Below are 14,816 nucleotides of genomic sequence, written 5' to 3'. Positions count from 1 at the left end.
TTCGGGTCGAGATCCTATGAGGGGTGGATAGCGGCCTGCTTGATGGCAGAGTGAGGTTGCTGACCCACCACTCTGGAGGCGACCCATGTCACTTGATCACCGGCCCATGCAGACCGCTATCCGCACCGATCTTGGCGCGATCTTCGTCTCAATGGAACTCAGTCGTTCCGTCTGGCTGATCACCTCGCTGTCGCCCGGGGCCGGCGAGAAGATGTCGAAGCATGCGACGCCAGCCGGTGAATCGCCGGGCTGCTGATGCGGTTTGCGCAGTTGCAGGAGAAGGCACAGGCCCGCACCGGTCAGGTTCCTCCGATCATCGCCATTCATGAAGCCGGTCTGGATGGGTTCTGGATTCACCGGGTTCTGCTCAGCGAAGGCATCGAGAGCTATGTCGTGGACCCTGCTTCGATCGCCACCTCCCGCCGGCGGCGACGCGCCAAGACCGACAAGATCGATGGCGAAGCCCTAGTGCGCACCCTGCTGGCCTACAAGCGCGGCGAGCCACGGGTCTGTGCCATGGTCAAAGCGCCCACCCCAGAGGAAGAGGATCAGCGCCGGGTCAGCCGGGAGCGCCAGACCCTCACGGTGGAACGGGTGCAGCATGTCAATCGCATCAAGGGGCTGCTGTTTGCGCAAGGCATCCGGGACTATGAACCCCTGCGTCGCGATCGCCGCCAGCGGCTCGACGCGCTCACGACCGGCGATGGGCGCCCTTTGCCGCGGCATCTCAAAACTCAGATCCGGCGTGAGCTCGACCGCTTGGAGCTGCTGCTGGAGCAGATCAGGACCGTGGAGGCGGAGCGGGATGCTCTCCTGGAGCGGGCTCGGGCCGCCGAGACCGCACCCGCTCCGGCCCTGCTGCTGGGCCTGAAGGGCATTGGGGCCGACATTGCCGGGATCCTCTGGGCGGAGGGCCTGTTCCGGCCTTTCAGCAATCGCCGACAGGTGGCGGCCTATGCGGGCCTGGCTCCCACACCCTGGAAGAGCGGATCGATTGATCGCGAGCAAGGGGTGTCCAAGGCTGGCAATCCGCGGCTGCGCACGATCATGATCCAGCTCGCCTGGCTCTGGTTGCGCCACCAGCCGCATTCAGCCCTGAGCCAATGGTTCAAGGGCCGGGTCAGCGCGAGCGGCAGCCGCCAGCGCAAGACATCCATCGTAGCGCTGGCCCGCAAGCTGCTGGTGGCGCTGTGGAAGTATGTGGCCTCCGGCGTGGTGATCGAAGGCGCGGTGATGAAGGCCACATGATCCCTGAACTTTGCCTCATCGAGTGATCTTCCAGGATCTGATCAATCCTGGCGGATGCGGGTCGGCGAACCGAACACAGCCCTGGCCTTGCCTGCCGCTGTTCGAGAAGGGTGCCGCCGTCCTGAGCCTGGCCCGCCGCAAGCGGGATGATGGTGCAGCCGTTCTGAATGGCGACCGCATGTGAGGTGGACCGTGCCCAGGGATGGGCCGCGTCATGGATGAGGCTCAGACCCGCGCGTCCGCTGTAAAACAGGAGATCCTATGATGATGCCCTGATCAACCGCTTGACCACCCCACCCTCATGTGAGGCTGTGTCAAAACGCGAGCAGGTCGCTCAGTGGAGCAATTTGATTTCGTGCAGGCGCTGACAGACCGCGGAATTCTCGGTACAGGAGCATAAATTCGTACGAATCTTTCGGCACGGCCGAGCCTGTTTGAGTTTTGACACACTCTCGGTCACGCACTGACGATCCCATGCCCTCGAGGAACTTCCGCTGTTCCTTGCGAGAGCTGACTGTCGGTCTACTTCTGAGAAGTGCCAACAGCAGTCCTTCCCGCTAAAGGCGTGTCCGGTGAGACGGCTTCACTCGAAGAGCGCACGGGCGAGGTGGCGCAGGTCGACAGGCTTGTCGCAGCGGGGCACGTCCTTGTAGGCCTCCGGCAGCGACCACTGCTCGTAGCCGGTCGCCAGCACGAACGGCACCCCACGCTCGCGCAGGGCGTCCGCCACGGGGTAGGCTTTCTCGCCTCTGAGGTTCACGTCGAGGATGGCCCCGTCAACGTTCTCTTCTGCCGCCAGCAATCTCAATGCGTCCGCCACGCTCGGCACCGGGCCGATCACCTCAGCACCTGCCTTTTCCAGGTTGTGCTGCAAGTCGTCGGCCATCATGTACTCGTCCTCCACCACCAGGATGCGGCGGCCCCGCAGGGCTGAGGCAGACGTTGGATCAAGCATGCAGGGCCTCCCGGTGCGTGGTAGAAATCGGCAGGGTGATCGTGCAGCGCACGCCTTCCGGCATAAGTTCGTATGAGGTCTCAGCCCCAAGCTGATAGGGAAGTGACCGCTCGATCAGTTCCCGGCCTGACCCTCTCTGGTAGGGCTGCGCTCCCGCAGGCGGCGGCACCGGCACGCCGGTCTCCTGCCACTCCACCCGCAGCCGTCGATCACCACCGTCTCCCCCATCCACCAGACCCCACCGGACCAGCAGCCGCCCCTCGGCCCGGGAGAGCGCTCCGTACTTGACCGCATTGGTCGCCAGTTCATGCAGCCCGAGCGCGAAGGTCTGGACTGTGGCCGAGCGCAGGCGAATGCCCTTCGGTCCCTCCAGCATCACCTGCGACTCCTGTCCTTCGCCGTCCATGACGCCAAGCCCTGCCAGCTCGGCCCGGAGCAGTTCGTCGAAGCTGATCCGGTCGCTTTCCTCAAGCCGTGATAACAGCCCGTTCACTCGACTCAGCGCGTCAATACGGTCCTGGAAACGCTCCCGGAACGCCTCGAGCGAGGAACTGCTGGCGAGGGTCCGATCCGCGATCGAGCGCACCACGCCCAGCAGATTGCGCGTGCGGTGCTGAAGCTCGGCCACCAGCACCTTCAGCCGCTCCCCGCTCTCATGCAGCGCCTCCTCGGCCCGCTTGCGGTCGGTGATCTCAAGGGCAACCCCGATGAATCCTACCGGCCTGCCGGTCTCGAAGATGGTCTGGCCCTGGGTCGAGATCCAACGCTCGACACCGTCCTGAATGCCGATGACGCGATACTCGATGGCGTAGATCCCATCGCCCGAGGGATCGGTACACTGGGCCACTGCGGCCTCGACCCGGGCCCGATCCTCGGGGTGGATGCCGGACAGCCACACCTCGTGGTCGACAGGAGCATCCGGCGGCAGGCCCCACATGGCCCTGAGGCGGTTATCCCACTCCAGGGCACCGGTGGCCGGATCCCAGGTGTAGGGCGACAGGCCGACGAGATCGATGGCGGCCTGGAGCCGTGCCTTGCTCGCCCGCAGGGCAACCTGCGCCTCCTGAAGATCGGTGACGTCCAGCGAGCAGCCGACGAAGCAGCTTGCGCCCACCGGTCCGCCGCTGTTGCGCAGCCAGCGGTATCGGCCGTCGGCGCGGCGGAACCGGCACTCATAGGCATAGGCCTTCCGCTGTGAGAACGCGTCACGATAGGCGGCCACGTAGCCGCCGGCATCATCCGGATGCAGGAACTGCGCCCATCCCATCCCGCGGATGGCGTCGAAATCGACCCCGAAGAAGTCGAGATAGTGCCCGTTGACGGAGGTCACGCCGCTGGCGTCGGTTTCCCAGATCAGAACCGGCGTGGTGTCGGCCATGGCACGGAAGCGCTCCTCGCTCTCGTGCAGAGCCGCCTCAGCCGCCTTGCGGGCGGTCACATCGGTGGCGGCTCCGAACCACTCGAGGATGTCCCCGTCCGGTCCGAGGATCGGCACCGCGCGCGAACGCGTCCAGCCGATGCCGCCGTCAGCCAGCCGGACCCGGTGCTCCAGCTCGAACAGACTCTTCTTCTCAATCGCCTCGGCGATGGCCGCCTGCATCTTGGGACGGTCTTCCTCGAGGATGTAGACGCTCGCCCAATCCTCAGCCGGCTCCTGCGTATCGGCCAGGAACCCTTGCCCTTCCAGGGCATACATCTGCCGCCAGTCCGGGCTCATGCGGTAGATGGCGTAACTGCCGGCGGTCGCCAGCGCGCGGAACCGCACCTCGCTGTCCCGTAGCGCCTCCTCGGCCCGCTTACGCTTAAGGATGTCCCGGAACAGGATCGCCACCCGGCGCTGCTCCGGCGCGCCGACACGGAAGGCATAGACGTCGTACCACCGCCCGAGTGCGTCAGCCCGGTTCTCAAACCGCTCCGGCTCGCCGGTCAGCGCAATCCGGCCGTAGATCTCGAACCAATGCTTCTCGTGCTCCGGAGCCAGTTCTGGATCCTTCGGCCCATCGCGTCGACGAGTCCGGTCTGACGCTCAAAAACCGGGTTGGCCTGGAGGAAGCGGTAATCGACCGGCTCACCGCTCGTATCGAACAGCACCTCGATGACGCAAAAGCCCTCGTCGATGGACTCGAAGAGGATACGGTACTGCTCCTCGCTTTCGCGCAGCCCCGCCTCCGAGCGCTTCAGCGCGTCGATGTCGGCGATGGCCGAGACGGTCCCGATCACGTCGCCATGCTCGTCCCGAAGCGGGATGGAGCTCACCTGCTTCCAGTGCGCTTCACGCTCACCGCCGTAAAGCATCTCGATCCCAGGCAGAACCGTTTCGCCTCGCAGAGCGCGTGCGCCAGGGAACTCGGATTTGTCCAACGGCCTCCCGTCCGGGCCCCAGGCGCGCCAGAGCGGCAGGCGCTTCGGGTCACGCGTCGGAATGACCTTCGGGATCATGGCGCGCCAAGCCTCGTTGGCGAGCGTCACTTCGCCCTGCGCGTCCGTCAGGCCGATGGCGACCGGCAGGCCTTGCACCAGACCGGCGAGGCGCTCTGATGTTGCACGTAGCGCCGCCTCGGCTCGGGCGCGCTCGGCCGCCGCCCAGGTGCGCTCGGCCACATCCTGAACGAGCGACACCTCTGCATCTGTCCAAGCGCGCGGTGCCGTGCAGTGCACGCCGAACTCGGCCACCAAGCGGCCGCCCTTGGCGAGCGGCGCGACAACAGCGGCCCGCACGCCGGCAGCCGTCCAGGCGGCCCGCTCCGCGGTGTCAAAGCCGGGATCGGTGTTGACGTCGGCGACGACCAGAAGCTCGCCGCGGTAGCGCCCCGGCATCGTGTGGGCACCGAACGGCTGGAACGTGAACCGCTCTGGGAACGGAACGACTGACGGGCAGCCCTCACACGCCGGCCGCACGTATTGACCACGGATGATGCCTGTCTCAGCGCCTGGTTCGCCCTCGACCTCAGCGTACATCGCCCGGTCGACGCCGAGGTGCTGGCCGACCAGTCGGGTCGTGGTGGCCTGGATCTCCGCCGCGTCGGCGAGCGGCCGGAGGGCGTCACTCAGCTTCAGCAGGAACGCCTGCCGCTGCTCGCTCTCCCGCAGCGCCGCCTCGGCACGCTCGGCCCGTTTGCGCGGCGTCGCATCCACTGTGACGTTCAACAGGCCCGCGACCGCTCCCGCCTCGTCCCCCACGGGCGAGTAGGAGAAGTTCCACCAGGTGTCCTCGGGATAGCCGTACCGCGTCATCACCAGCGGCAGGTCCTCGTATCGCACCGTTTCGCCGGCGAACACCTGCGCCACCAGCGGCGTAATCTCCTCCCAGATGTCGGGCCATGCCTCGTGGAACGGCAGCCCAAGCGCACCCGGATGGCGGTTCCCGAGCATAGGGGCATAGGCATCGTTGTAGAGGATTGTTCGCGCCGGGCCCCAGGCCAGCATCATCGCGTGCCCGGAGGCGAGCATCATCTGGACAGCGGTCTTCAGGCTTTGCGGCCACTGCTCGATCGGGCCGAGCGGCGTTGCCGCCCAGTTAAGCTCGCGGATGCGACGAGCCATCTTGCCGTCACCGCGCAGCCATGCGCCTACATCCGGTTTAGGGTCATCGATCATCCATGGTTCCACCCGACGTTCGACCTGGTGGACAACGCTCGAAAGCCTGTAAGTCGCTCTGACTCGGGCAATTCCGTCCACCCCGCCCGGATTTGCCTCTCCGTCCGGCTCGCGCCCAAAGCATCTTGCTGTCCAGCTTCTCCGGCAGTTCGCCCCCGCTGTAGACCACGGTGTGCACCCGCCAGGTATGGAGGACCTCCAGCGCCGGCGTGATAGCCCGGAAGGAACGGGTTGGGTCACGGACGGTCTCTAAGCGTGGCCTTGCAAAGGTCCGCTGTACTCACCTCTTGCAGAAGTTCGGCATAGGTCAGCCCCGTGCCATACCTGACCTTCCACCTAGAGTATCCGTGTTGATCAAGCGGGTTTTGGTGACCAGTGCCGCTGATCCCGCAAGAGGGCATTGGCCAGGATGATGAGCTTTCGCATGATGGCCGTCAGAGCTACTTTGGCCGGTTTTCCCGCTGCGAGCAGGGCCTGGTACTTGGCTTTCAGATCCGGGTTGAAGCGGGCCGCCACCAGCGCCGGCATATACAGCGCCTGACGCACAGGAGCGCGGCCCCCGCGGATCGTGCGGCGCCCGCGTGAAGCCCCGCTGTCACGGGCCACCGGAGCCAGGCCGGCCAGACTGGCCACCTGGCTCTGATCGAGGCTGCCGAGTTCAGGCATGTCGACGAGCAGGCTCACGGCGGTGGCTTGGGCAATGCCGGGAATGCTCATGAGGATCGCCAAGCGCGGGGCAAGGGCGGCATCGTCCTGAGACAGGCTCAGAAGGTGGGCCTCAAGGGCAGCGAGTTGGTGAGCAATCTGGCGCAGCCGCTGTGCAAGGTGGCGCCGCCACAGGGGCGAGCGCACGATCTTCTGCCGGTTGAGGGCCGCCGTGCGGTCCTTGATCAGCGCCTGCCGGGCCACCAGCAGTTCTTTCATCGCGTCCAGCATGGGGCTGAGCACAGGCCGGGTGGGCGGCTCGAGCAGGGCGCCAAAGCGCGCCAGCAGGGCTGCATCGAGCTGGTCGGTCTTGGCAAGCTGGCCCAGGGCTTCCGCGAAGCGGCGGGCGTGGCGGGGATTGATCTTGGCCAGCGGCAGGCCGGCCCTAGCAAGACTGCGCTCCAGGGTGCGGTGGTAGGCGCCAGTCGGCTCAAAGACCACGCGCTGGAGAGAGTACTTGGCCAGCCAGGCGATCAGGGCGCGGTGGCCCTGAGGATCGTTGGTGAAGCGGCGTGTTGCCCCATCAGGGTAGAGACAAACATCGAGCTGATCTTTGGCAATGTCGATGCCGGCGGTCTGTGGTATAAGCTGCTGCATCTTTTCCGCGTCCTTGGCTTGTCATGCGGGCCATCACGCCCGGGTATCCGTTCAGGCCACGAGGAAAAGAGAGGGGCGGTCTAACTCTAGCTCGACCCGCACCGGTCTGCATCGGAACGACCCATCCCCTCCCACCGCCAGCGAGCTCGCGACTCGCTGGCGGTGTCCTCATCTTGAGCGATCAGGACAGGAAAATCATAAGACAAGCATCGGACGAAAAGGTGGATCCACGATGCCCCACCCCTCGCCCCTGGGCAGAGGCGGCAACCAAGCGGGTCCGACAAACCGTCCGATGCTTTAGACGCGAACAGGACCGACTCGCGGCTTGGCGCGCCGTGCTGGCCGGTGCCGTTGAGGGAGCCGGCTAGGACTGAAGCGCTTGTTCCGCGAGGATCTCACTAACGGGCAGGCTGATGATGCAATGCAGACCGTCTGGCGTGAACTCCAGGCTCGCCGTGCCTTCCAGTTCATAGGCCAGCGTCCGCTCGATCAGCTCGGTGCCAAAGCCTCGCCGCTGTGGCTTCTCACCTGACAACCTCACTCCTGTCTCGATCCAGCGGAAGACGAGATGCGGCTCACCATCTCCCCTGGTGATGCTCCACTCCACCGTGATCTGCCCCTGGTCCGTCGCGAGGGCACCATACTTCACGGCGTTCGTCGCCAGTTCATGGATGACGAGCGCGATGGTCTCGGCCGCCTTGGGCTTCAGGCGCACCTCCGGTCCCGTGATGCCGGCGACCCGCTCACCCTCCTGAGCTCCAAAGGCCAGCAGCCCGTCGGCCACCAGAAGCTCCAAATCCAAACCGGCGGTCGGATCCCGCGTGACGGCCGTCTGCACTCGGGCGAAGGCATCGATGCGCCCGTCCAGGTGCATGGCATAGTCCTCCGCCGTCTCGCTGGTGGCGGCACTGCGGCGGCTGATGGTGCGGATCACCGCAAGCGTGTTGCGCACCCGGTGCTGCAACTCGGACAGCAGCAGACGGGCCTGGTGCTCGCTCTCGCGCAGCGCCGCATCGGCCCGAATGCGGGCGGTTGTCTCGGTGAGAGGGTGGAAGACACCGCCTACCGCGCCCGTCTCGTCCCGGATGGGCGAGAACGAGCCTACAAAATGGTGCACCTCGAACCCGTCGCCATCGGCTCTCTGGAGCAAGACCTCGTGGTCTTCGACGGCCACAGCCTCGCCCTGAAACACCCTCTCGAAGGTCGGCCCAAGGAAGGACTCGTACGCCTCCGGCCAGCTCTCCGCGGCAGGTCGCCCCAAAATGGCAGGATGGCGCTCGGCCGCAACAATGATGTAGGCGTCATTGTAGAGCTGGATCCGCTCAGGCCCCCAGAGGATCGCCACCGGCCCGGGCAAGGCGAGCATGATGTCGACGGCGGTCTTCAGGCTCTGCGGCCAGGTTCCTACGGGTCCGAGCGGTGTTCCGGCCCAGTTATGCTGGCGGATGCGCTCGCCCATCTCGCCCCCGCCTACGGGCCAGACCGTTTGGGAACGAGATGTGGTCCTGTTCATCGCCGGGCTCATATGACCTCTACAACGCACGAGCCGCCGATAAGGCTCACTGGGCTTTCCCCTCAGCTCTCATTGGCACCGATGTGGTTTCGTCGGCTGAGCCTGTTTGCCCCTTTCTGGAACGCCGCACGTCAATACAGGTTATTCCTGGGCCAAGCCGTTTCGCTGACCTCAGATTCCGCTCCCGCCGCGGGAGAGATGCGGAGGACAAGCATGTCAAGCTCAGCGACAGGATCTCTCAGCAACTGCCGGGTGCTGGTGGTGGAAGACGAGTTCTACCTTGCCGATGACATGACGTTGGCTCTCCAGAAGCTCGGGGCCGAGGTGGTGGGGCCGGTGCCGACGAAGGACAAGGCTCTGGCGCTGCTGGCCTCCGGGGAGGCCATCGATGCGGCTATCCTCGACATCAACCTGAAGGGGCAGGCCGTCTACCCTGTGGCCGATGCTCTGGCCGAGCGCGGCGTGCCCTTCGTGTTCGCGACCGGCTATGCCCAGGCAGAGGTGCCGGCGGAGTACCGGGCAATCCCGCTCTGGGAGAAGCCGTTCGAGCCGCAGGATCTTGCACAGGCCCTGCCGTCGGTGCTGCGCGCCCGATGAAGGAAGTTCCGGAGAGGTCAAATCCCCTGGACCGGCGCAGCCGTGAGAAGTCCAGGCCGCCTCATCGCGCAGATTCAGGGACTCCTGGCTTGTTCCGGCAGGCCCAGTTTCATGGCGCTTGGGGATCGTAAGGCGCGGCGATCAGGGTGGAAGTTGAGCGGCGATCTGAATGAGAAGTGACGGTGCGATCCGTCAGGACCGCACCGTCTGGCCGTCGCGGCCGACCGGATAAGGATTGGAGTTCTTCACGCCAATGAGGAACCCACCCTGTGCCCGGCCGCCACATCACCGACTGCCAGATGAGGCTGTACATGAAGTTTCGCCAAACCAACACCGCCCCGATCGCCGCCGCCAAGGCCGGCTTCAGCCCGTCCACCGCCTCTCGCATCGACAAGGACCCGCGGCTGCCCTCGCACAGGAAAGTCCCACGCGGGCGCCGGCGTCCCGATCCGCTCGCCCGCGTCTGGGACAGCGAGATCGTTCCCCTTCTCCAGGCCGCCCCGAGCCTGCGGCCCGTGGCTCTCTTCGAGGAGATCGTCCGCCGCCATCCCGACCTCGGCCCCGGCATCCGCCGCACTCTGGAGCGCCGCGTCCGATCCTGGCGCGCCCTGCATGGTCCCGAGCAGGAGGTCATCTTCCGCCAGGTGCATGAGCCCGGCCGCATGGGCCTGTCCGACTTCACCGACATGGCCGATCTGGCCATCACGGTCGCCGGCCAGCCCCTCGACCATCGGCTCTATCACTTCCGGCTCGCCTATTCCGGCTTCGAGCATGCCCATGTGGTGCTCGGCGGCGAGAGCTATGTCGCCCTGGCCGAGGGGCTGCAGAACGCCCTCTGGGCCTTGGGTGGGGCTCCCCGTGAACACCGCAGCGACAGCCTCTCGGCGGCCTTCCGCAACCTGGATCGCGACGCCCGCGAGGACCTGACCCGACGCTATGATGCCCTGTGCACCCATTACGGCATGGAGCCGAGCCGCAACAACACCGGCATCGCTCACGAGAACGGCTCCATCGAGAGCGTGCACGGTCACCTCAAGAAGGGGATCGAGGATGCCCTGCTGCTGCGCGGCTCACGCGACTTCGCCGATCTGTCCGCCTATCGCCGCTTCGTCGATGAGATCATCGGACGCCGCAATGCCCGCAATACCGCGCGCATCGCGGTCGAGCGCGCTGCCCTTCAGGACCTGCCGGACCGGCGCACCGCCGATTACGAGGACGCCATCGTCACCGTGACCTCGACCAGCGGCTTCGTCCTGCGCAAGGTGTTCTACAGCGTGCCCTCGCGCCTGATCGGCCATCGGCTGCGGGTGAGGCTCTTTGATGATCGCCTCGAGGTCTATCTCGGCGGCACACACCAGTTCACGCTGCCGCGCGGGCGGGCCCATCCCAACGGCCGGCACGGGCATGTGGTCGATGACCGGCATGTGATCCACTCGCTCAGACGCAAGCCTATGGCCCTGATGGGACTGGTCTATCGCGACCAGCTCTTCCCCCGGCAAGCCTACGCCCGCGCCTTCGAGGCGATGGTGGGCCAGCTTCCCGTCCGCACCGCCTGCCGCACCATGGTGGATCTGCTCGCCCTGGCGCACGAGCGCGCCTGCGAGGCCGAACTCGCCGCGCGCCTCGCTGCGGATCTGAAGGCCGGCCGGCTGCCGGATCTCAAGAGCTTGCGCGCCCGCTTCAGCCCGGATGCCGGTGCGGTGCCCGACATTGTGGTCTCTCATGTGCCGCTCAGTGCCTACGAGGAACTCGCCCGCGTGCATCAGGGAGAGGTCGCATGACCAGCTCCGATACCATTGATGCCGGTCGCCTGAGCCTGGCGCTCAGCGACCTGCGGCTGCCGGCGATCAAAACGATCTGGCCGGACTTTGCCGCCCGTGCCGACAAGGAGGGCTGGCCGGCGGCCCGCTTCCTGGCGGCGCTGGCCGAACACGAGATGGCCGAGCGCGCCAGCCGGCGCATCCAGCGCCATCTCGACGAGGCGCGGCTTCCTCCCGGCAAAACACTCGACAGCTTCGACTTCGCCGCGGTGCCGATGATCAGCAAGGCCCAGGTGATGGGGGATCGACAGAAAAGATCCCTAACCTGCGTTCGCACGCTACCGAGGGCAGCTTAGCGGATGCTGTGCATCGCTTTCTGATTGGCGGCGTTGATATGCGATATGGAGAAAGCGCGGTCTGATGGACAAACAGGTGGAGATCCTTCTCAAGCGGCAGAAGGTGCTCGCCGATTTCGGCGACTTCGCGCTCCAGTCCGAGGACCTCGATGACGTGCTGACCGAAGCCTGTCGCTTGGTGAGCGAGGCCATGGAAACAGGACGTGCCAAGGTCCTGGAGATCGCAAAAGATGGTGAAAGCCTACTGGTGCGGGCTGGCGTGGGCTGGCCGCCAGACATTGTCGGGCAGGTGCGGCTGCCGATGAACGAGCGCTCGTCCGAGACGTACTCGATCAGGAAAAGAAAGCCCGTCATCACCCAGGACATCAGCCAGGACGGACGCTTCGATGTCCCCGAGTTCATGAAGAAGACGGGCGTGGTGGCGCTCGCCAACGTGCCGATCCTGCTGCCCGGCGGCCACGCTTACGGCCTGCTCCAGGTCGATGACACCAAGCCGCGCGAGTTCGACCAGAACGACACGGAGTTCCTGCGCACCTACGCGACCATCCTCGGTCCGGTGATCGACCGGCTCTTCAAGCTGCGGGCCCTGCGCTCGTCCGAGGAGCGCTTTCGCCTCACCGTCGAAGCAGCCACCGACTATGCCATCCTCATTGCCGACCAGGATGACCGCATCACCGACTGGCTCCCGGGCGCAGCAGTGGTCTACGGCTGGAGCGAGGCCGAGGCCGTGGGGCAGTCTGCCAGCCTTGTGTTCACGCCCGAGGACCGCGAGGCCGGTGTGGACCGGAAGGAAGTCGAGACGGCACGCCAGGAGGGGATCGCCCCGAACGTGCGCTGGCACCTGCGCAAGGATGGCTCGCGCGTGTTCATCGAGGGCTCCGTGCGGGCGCTGCGGGATAAGGATGGCTCCGTCACAGGCTTCCTCAAGATCGGCCAGGACGTCACCGAGCGGCGGGCCTGGCAGGATCGGCAGCAGGTGCTCCTGGGCGAGCTTCAGCACCGCACCCGCAACCTCATGGCCGTGGTGCGCCGGATTGCCGACCGGACGCTTCGCTCCAGCACCAGCCTGGAGGACTTCGGCTCGGCGTTCCACGACCGCATCGCCGCCCTGGCGCGCGTGCAAGGATTGCTGTCGCGGCTGACCCAGGATGAGCGGGTCATGTTCGACCAGCTCATTGAGAGCGAGCTGGCGGCTCACGGCGGAGCCAACGAGAAGGCCGAGAAAGTGACGCTGAAGGGACCGCTCGGCGTGGCGCTCCGCTCCAGCACGGTGCAAACCCTGGCCCTGGCCCTCCACGAGTTGTGCACCAATGCGCTGAAGTATGGGGCACTGCATGAGCCCGAGGGGCACCTGTCCATTCACTGGCAGCTCCAGCACGAAGACGGTCAGCCCTGGCTGCATGTGGACTGGCGCGAAAGCGGGGTGAGGATAGACCCGAACGATGCTGCGCCCCGGGGAAGCGGTGCAGGGCGCGAGCTGATCGAGCGGGCCTTGCCCTATCAACTCAGCGCAAGGACGTCCTTTGCCATGGAAGCCGACGGCGTCCACTGCACCATCGCGCTGCCTGTGTCCGACAAGGCTGCGGACAAGGAGAGCGCTGATGGCTGATCACAGCTTGCGCGACTGTCACATCCTGGTGGTTGAGGACGAATACTACCTGGCCACGGAACTGGAGCAGGAACTGAGCAAGGCGGGTGCCGCTGTGATAGGACCTGTTCCGTCCGTGAAGGCTGCGGTCGGCCTGATCGAACGGACGCCTTCCTTGGACGGAGCCGTGCTGGACGTAAACCTGGGCGGAGACCAGGTCTTCCCTGTGGCGGACAAGCTGGTGGTCCAAGGCGTCCCTTTCCTGTTCGTCACAGGCTACAACGAGAAGGGAATCCCGGCTTCCTATGGCCATGTTCTGCGGCTCGAAAAGCCGACCGAACCTCGGGCTGTTGTGAGAGCTTTGGCGCAGATGCTGAAGGCGACGTAGGCCGGCGTTACAGCCTCGTCCTATTCCTACAAGCCCTCGGTGCTCACTCAACCGTAAGTCTGAAACGGGTTATCCTCTGCCGATCCCTTTACCTCTAGGAACGTCCGATATTCTGGGCGAGAGCAGTCTCTGGATTTGCTTCCGAGAGGTGCCAGGAGGCAACATTAGGCTTTGCGCCGTATCTCCTCCCGTCTCTCGCCCAAGTTCTTTAGAGCAACGTTCGAAGACGGGCGTCGGACGGAACCGTTGCACACGCAGATCTACGCCACAGGCGCTTCGACAGTGCACACGACGCCAGTGGGAGGAAAGGCAATCGCCACCTGACCATCCAGATCCTGCGCCAGGGTGCGTTCGATCAGACGCGACCCAAAGCCCCGCCGGCTCGGAGCCACCACCGGCGGCCCTCCGGCCTCGATCCAGCGCAAGCTCAGGCGCGGTGGCGCGGTTCCGTTTTGCAGCTCCCACGACACCTCAATGGTGCCGGTCTTGTTGGACAGCGCCCCATACTTCACAGCATTGGTCGCCAGCTCATGCAGCGCCATCGCCAGCGCCAGCGACATGCGCGGCGTGACCCGCACATGCGGCCCTTTGATGTGGAAACGGCTCTCCCCTGAGGTCTCATAAGGTCTCAGGGCATTGGCGACCACTTCGACCAGGTCCGCGCCTTCCCAGCTCTCGCGGGTGAGCACGTCATGGGCCCGGGACAAAGCCAGCAGACGCATTTCCAACGCCTCGCGCGCGTCCGCTTTCGTGTCCGCCGTGCGTAGGGTCTGGGCCGAAATCGACTGCACGGTGGCGAGCGTGTTCTTCACCCGGTGGTTTAACTCATTGATGAGCACCCTCTGATGCTCGGCCGCGCGCCTTTCCTTGTCGAGCGCCGCTCTCAGCCGCTCCTCACCTTCGTGCAGATCCTCCAGCCGGGCCCGTGCCTCGTATTGCCGAAGCCGTCCCCGCAGGGCGGAGCGGGCGACGCTCACCAGCGTCCCGGCATGAAAAGGGCGTTCCAGGAACACCACGTTGCCCAGGACCTCGGACAGACGCGCCAGGGCCGGATTGCGCTCAACCCCGCCACCGCGACGGGTGAGGAGCACGAAGGCGAAGTCAGACCAGGGGGGTTGGTCCGACAGCCAACGGGAAAGCTCCTTCAGATCGGCGGTGCGGAAAGCCTCGTCCGTGACGAGCGCAAAGCCCGCCCCCTGAGCGATCTCACGGACCAGCGCGGGCAGGTCAGGGCAGATCTCGGCCGCGAGCCCCGCAGCGTGCAGGATGTCCGCCGCAACAGCCGCATCCCGTCCATGCGGAGCCAGGATGAGCGCCCGCTCCGAATGGAGGTGAAGTGTTTCGCTCATGTCAGCGGTCTTCGAGCAGCCGGGCGCGGTCCCCATTGGCCAAGACCGGCGTGCCGCGCAGAACACCCTGGAAGCCCTCCAGGGGCTCTCCGATGGCAATGCCTCTGCTATCGATGCGGATCTCTCGGATGGTATTCTCGTGCGTGCCGAAGCGCTTCTTGAT

The 14,816-nt window shown here is 65.6% G+C and carries 11 protein-coding genes and 2 pseudogenes; 7 read left to right on the top strand and 6 right to left on the bottom strand.

The genetic code is table 11. From position 1 onward, the window contains the following. The first annotated feature begins 106 nt into the window (after positions 1-106). A pseudogene (locus DDF70_RS31490) lies at positions 107-1,248 on the top strand (IS110 family RNA-guided transposase). A 10-nt stretch (positions 1,249-1,258) separates the two neighbouring features. Then, on the top strand, positions 1,259-1,432 hold the full coding sequence (locus DDF70_RS37160; protein WP_162820620.1) for a hypothetical protein: 174 nt from the start codon (positions 1,259-1,261) through the stop codon (positions 1,430-1,432). A 399-nt stretch (positions 1,433-1,831) separates the two neighbouring features. Here DDF70_RS37160 and DDF70_RS31485 read toward each other — a convergent pair whose 3' ends face one another. The 5 genes from DDF70_RS31485 to DDF70_RS31465 form a co-directional block, all read right to left on the bottom strand. Continuing rightward, positions 1,832-2,203 (bottom strand): response regulator, encoded by a 372-nt coding sequence (locus DDF70_RS31485; RefSeq protein ID WP_114948587.1) that lies wholly within the window; start codon positions 2,201-2,203, stop codon positions 1,832-1,834. After that, positions 2,196-4,034 (bottom strand): PAS domain-containing sensor histidine kinase, encoded by a 1,839-nt coding sequence (locus DDF70_RS31480; RefSeq protein ID WP_114948586.1) that lies wholly within the window; start codon positions 4,032-4,034, stop codon positions 2,196-2,198. Before DDF70_RS31480 ends, DDF70_RS31485 begins: the two co-directional genes overlap by 8 nt. Before the next feature lie 95 nt (positions 4,035-4,129). Next, a complete protein-coding gene (locus DDF70_RS31475) occupies positions 4,130-5,800 on the bottom strand; it encodes a PAS domain-containing protein (protein ID WP_114948585.1) in 1,671 nt (556 codons plus the stop codon). Positions 5,801-6,154: 354 nt separating this feature from the next. Then, on the bottom strand, positions 6,155-7,102 hold the full coding sequence (locus tag DDF70_RS31470) for an IS110 family RNA-guided transposase (protein WP_114948584.1): 948 nt from the start codon (positions 7,100-7,102) through the stop codon (positions 6,155-6,157). 364 nt (positions 7,103-7,466) lie between these two features. Further along, positions 7,467-8,615 carry a sensor histidine kinase gene (locus tag DDF70_RS31465; RefSeq protein WP_245435722.1) on the bottom strand — a complete coding sequence of 383 codons (1,149 nt, stop codon included), beginning with the start codon at positions 8,613-8,615 and terminating at the stop codon, positions 7,467-7,469. Between the two features lie 213 nt (positions 8,616-8,828). Between DDF70_RS31465 and DDF70_RS31460 the strand changes: the two genes are divergently transcribed. The 5 genes and pseudogenes from DDF70_RS31460 (at position 8,829) to DDF70_RS31440 (ending at position 13,304) form a co-directional block, all read left to right on the top strand. Beyond that, a complete protein-coding gene (locus DDF70_RS31460; RefSeq protein WP_114948582.1) occupies positions 8,829-9,212 on the top strand; it encodes a response regulator in 384 nt (127 codons plus the stop codon). A gap of 269 nt (positions 9,213-9,481) precedes the next feature. Then, complete coding sequence (gene istA, locus DDF70_RS31455; protein WP_114948581.1) at positions 9,482-10,993, top strand: IS21 family transposase; 1,512 nt, start codon at positions 9,482-9,484, stop codon at positions 10,991-10,993. After that, a pseudogene (locus tag DDF70_RS31450) lies at positions 10,990-11,271 on the top strand (ATP-binding protein); the annotation flags it as partial. The gene istA and the pseudogene DDF70_RS31450, both read left to right, overlap by 4 nt. Positions 11,272-11,392: 121 nt before the next feature. After that, positions 11,393-12,937, top strand: coding sequence for a sensor histidine kinase (locus DDF70_RS31445; RefSeq protein ID WP_114948580.1), 1,545 nt, complete (start codon positions 11,393-11,395; stop codon positions 12,935-12,937). Continuing rightward, a complete protein-coding gene (locus DDF70_RS31440; protein WP_114948579.1) occupies positions 12,930-13,304 on the top strand; it encodes a response regulator in 375 nt (124 codons plus the stop codon). The genes DDF70_RS31445 and DDF70_RS31440 overlap by 8 nt, the downstream gene beginning before the upstream one ends. A 260-nt stretch (positions 13,305-13,564) precedes the next feature. On the opposite strand, the gene DDF70_RS31435 is transcribed toward DDF70_RS31440, so the two are convergent. After that, positions 13,565-14,653 (bottom strand): sensor histidine kinase, encoded by a 1,089-nt coding sequence (locus tag DDF70_RS31435; protein ID WP_114948578.1) that lies wholly within the window; start codon positions 14,651-14,653, stop codon positions 13,565-13,567. Positions 14,654-14,816 lie beyond the last annotated feature (163 nt).

The sequence above is a fragment of the Microvirga calopogonii genome, from assembly GCF_003347665.1.
GTDB lineage: Bacteria > Pseudomonadota > Alphaproteobacteria > Rhizobiales > Beijerinckiaceae > Microvirga > Microvirga calopogonii.
This window is presented reverse-complemented; position numbering and strand designations above follow the sequence as displayed.